Here is a 3,580-nt window from a genome sequence, read left to right as displayed (position 1 = left end):
CCGCTTCGACGCGTGCGAACGCAGCAGCCCAAATCTCCAGTCGCCTACGGCTCGTTCCGATTTGGGCTGCTGCGGTACTAACTGAAGCGGACAATTGGCATGTTACCTACACCGGACAATTCAGAATGTTCTCGACACCCAGGCCATCGGCCGCGCGCGGCATCAATCCACCCGCGCGCGCCATTCTTTCCAACGCAGGACAGCATTTGCACCCACCTCGCGAAAGGGTTGCGGCGGCAAGCGTTTGGGGGCTGCTTCTGCATTGAAAAACGCGCTGATGTCTGAGGATACACCACAAGCCAATTCCGCCGCGCTGATACCGGTCAACGTACCCCTGGCCGTGCCAAGCCCATTCTGGACACACCCAGAATAGACGCCCTCCTCGATCATATGGGCATATGACACTGAATTCAGCGTCAGACAAAGATGGCCGGCCCATTCATGTTCCATCTTAAGACCCGCCATTTGGGGGAATCTCTGTTCAAACTTAGCCTGCATCACGGAGGCGGCCCGGGCCAGATCGCCTGGTTTGGTGCGCATACCGGAGCGCAAAGTCGCACATGTGCGGGTGATGATCCTGTTGCCGCCCTGCCCCGTATCGATCCGGCGCATAGTGGTTCCCATCGGATCAGATGGCGTAACCCCCCAACGCGGCTGTCCGCCAAGTGATTTCAGCTGATCAGCTGTTAACTCAGGGGTCATGACGGCATAGAGAAACACCTGCATCAGCCGCCCACGCGCAATCCCGAAGCTCTCAAGATGACCGTTAACCGTGAGAATGATCCGACCGGTGGAGACTTTTCCAGCTGGGGTGACCACTTCCCAGGATTGCCCCGCCTTTTCAAATCGCAGGACGGGCGAGTCCTCGTAGATCTCGACCCCATCTCCGGACAGACCCGCGGCCAGGCCCCGGACGTAGCCTGCAGGCTGCAACATCACTGTCCCAGGTGTATAAACCCCACCGAGGTAGTGGCGCGAGCCGGTCAGTTCCGTCATCTGCTGCGCATCAAGTTCCTCACTGTGTTCGCCCAGTGTTGTCAGATGCTGTGAATAGCTCCGATTGTGCGCGAGTGCGGCTTCGCTGGCCGCTCCGTTCACCTTGCCGACGGGATCGAAATAGTCGGATTTGATCTGATATGTTTCCACCGCGTCCTTCGCAAACGCAATGGCGCGACGGTTCAAATCGATCAGCTTTCTATCATTGCCGGGCCCTGAGTAGTTATCCGAGGCGAGGTCATGCGGCAGATCAATCATGAAACCGGAATTGCGCCCCGCCGCGCCTTCTCCAACGCGACCCGCGTCCAATACGACAACCTTTGCATTCGGTTGCAGCTGTTTCAGCCGCCGCGCAGCTGAAAGACCCGCAAAACCCGCGCCGATCACGGTGAAATCTGCTGTTGTTGCCTCATCCAAAGGCTGGGCAGGGCTTTGCCCGCCCAGGATCACATTCCAAGCTGCCGCACCCCTATGATGCGGCAGGGATTTCGCGTGATAGCCGTTCAAACCACCGCCCCATCCATGTCATCGGCGAGATCGATCCATATCGTTTTCAGCTGCGTGTACTGATCATGCGCATGGACTGAATTGTCCCGCCCCCCAAAACCGGACTGTTTGTATCCACCAAATGGCGTGGTGATGTCACCTTCGCCGAAGCTGTTGACGGTGACAGTACCAGCCTGGATGGCGCGCGCGCCCCGGATGGCTCGTTTGGCATTGGCGGTAAAGATCGAGGCGCAAAGACCATATTCTGTTTCATTGGCCATCTGGATCGCTTCCTCAAAACTTGCGACTTCGACCACCGCGAGCACAGGTCCGAAGATCTCTTCCTTCGCCAAGGTCGCATTATGGCTCGGCAGTTCTACGACAGTTGGCTCAACAAACGCCCCGTCAAATGACCCACCGCCAAGAACCAGATTACCAGGATTTTCCAAATAGCCGCAAACTTTGTCAAAATGCGCCTTTGACACAAGCGCGCCGATACGGGTTTCGGGATTGAGTGGCTCACCAACATTCCACTGTTGGGCGTGGTGCGAAATCCGCTCCAGCAGTTCCGCTTTGATGTCCTTATGGGCAATCAAACGAGAGGTCGCAGAACAGTTTTCCCCCATATTCCAGAACGCACCGTTCACAATATGGGCGGCCACCCGATCCAGGTTTTCAGCATCGTCCATGACGATGGCGGGGTTCTTTCCGCCCATCTCAAGAACAACTTCCTTTGCGTTGCTCTCTGCCGAATAGGTCAAAAATTTCTTGCCAGTGACTGTCGATCCCGTGAACGACACCATGTCGATGTCCATATGACGACCGATGGGCTCGCCCACATCGCGGCCACCGCCTGGTACAATGTTCAAAACCCCCCGTGGCAGGCCAGCCTCTGCCGCCAGTTCAGCCAAGCGCAGGGTCGTCAACGTGGTTTCTGCAGCAGGCTTTACAACAACCGAACAACCGGCGGCCAAGGCAGGCCCAATCTTCCAGGCCAGCATCAGCAGGGGGAAATTCCAGGGCAGGACCAACCCAACCACACCAATCGGCTCACGCACGACCATCGCAATATGATCGTCAGACGACGGAGCCACCTGATCATACATTTTGTCGATCGCTTCAGCGTGCCACTTCAGACAATTAATGGTCTCTGGAAGATCAACCGTTTCACAGTCAAAAATCGTCTTCCCGCTGTCTAGGCTTTCCATAACCGCCAATTCACGGGCGTTGCGGGTGATCAGCTTGCATAGACGGATCAGAACGTCTTTGCGCTCCGCAGGCGCGAGCTTTGACCAACGCCCATCCTCAAACGCCTCACGCGCTTTTTCGACCGCAAAATCCACATCGGCGCCGCCGCAGGCTGCGATACGCGCGAGAGGTTCACCAGTGGCCGGATTCACTGTCTCAAAAGTATCGCCGGAGATGGCTGGACAGAATTTTCCGTCGATAAATGCGCCTGTCGGCAGATCCAGTCCGGCGGCAATGGATTTGTACTCATCGTGTGTAAGCAGCGACATGGATCAACCCTCCGCCTCAATATCTGCGATTTTTTGTTTTAAGACGCGCACAACTTGTTCCAGTGCCCGTTTGTCGTCTTTGTTCAACCCGGTCAGCGGCGCACGCATCGCACCGGACTGAATGCCGTTCATAACAACACCATGTTTGATGGTCTGGATGAACTTGCCACCCTGTTCGAGCACTCGCATCAACGGCATCATCGCTGACATGATACGCCGCCCTTTGCTGAAATTGCCTTCAATCACGCAGGCGTTGTAAAGCGCCAGGTGTTCCCGCGGCAGGAAATTGGATCCACCACATACCCAGAACGGGGCGCCCCAGGCAAAATACTCCAAGGCTTGATCATCCATGCCACAACCCAGCTGGATATGGGGGTAGTCTCTCGCCAGTAAATGTAAGCGGTTGATGTCGCCCGAGCTTTCCTTGATCCCGCAAAAGTTTCTAGGCAGCCGACTCATAAAACTCGATCCACAGTCTGACGGATGCCAGTTTGATCATCGACAGGAAATTGCGTGACGTCTTTTCGTATCGGGTTGCGATGCGACGGAACGAGGCTTTCAGCCTGCCAAAGAACCGCTCG

At 56.2% G+C, this 3,580-nt stretch carries 2 protein-coding genes and 2 pseudogenes; all 4 read right to left on the bottom strand.

What is annotated here, in order from left to right:
• Positions 1–162 precede the first annotated feature (162 nt).
• Positions 163–1,503, bottom strand: coding sequence for an FAD-binding oxidoreductase (locus Q0C28_RS03335; protein WP_293573232.1), 1,341 nt, complete (start codon positions 1,501–1,503; stop codon positions 163–165).
• A complete protein-coding gene (locus Q0C28_RS03330) occupies positions 1,500–2,999 on the bottom strand; it encodes an aldehyde dehydrogenase (RefSeq protein ID WP_293573231.1) in 1,500 nt (499 codons plus the stop codon). Before Q0C28_RS03330 ends, Q0C28_RS03335 begins: the two co-directional genes overlap by 4 nt.
• Positions 3,000–3,002: 3 nt before the next feature.
• Positions 3,003–3,461 (bottom strand): annotated as a pseudogene (locus Q0C28_RS03325) (dihydrodipicolinate synthase family protein); the annotation flags it as partial.
• Positions 3,442–3,580: pseudogene (locus Q0C28_RS03320) on the bottom strand (IS5/IS1182 family transposase); the annotation flags it as partial. The pseudogenes Q0C28_RS03325 and Q0C28_RS03320, both read right to left, overlap by 20 nt.

The sequence above is a fragment of the Phaeobacter sp. genome (assembly GCF_022825805.1).
Taxonomy (GTDB): Bacteria; Pseudomonadota; Alphaproteobacteria; order Rhodobacterales; family Rhodobacteraceae; genus Phaeobacter.
The sequence above is the reverse complement of the archived record's forward strand: the minus strand, read 5'-3'. Positions and strand labels throughout refer to the sequence as shown.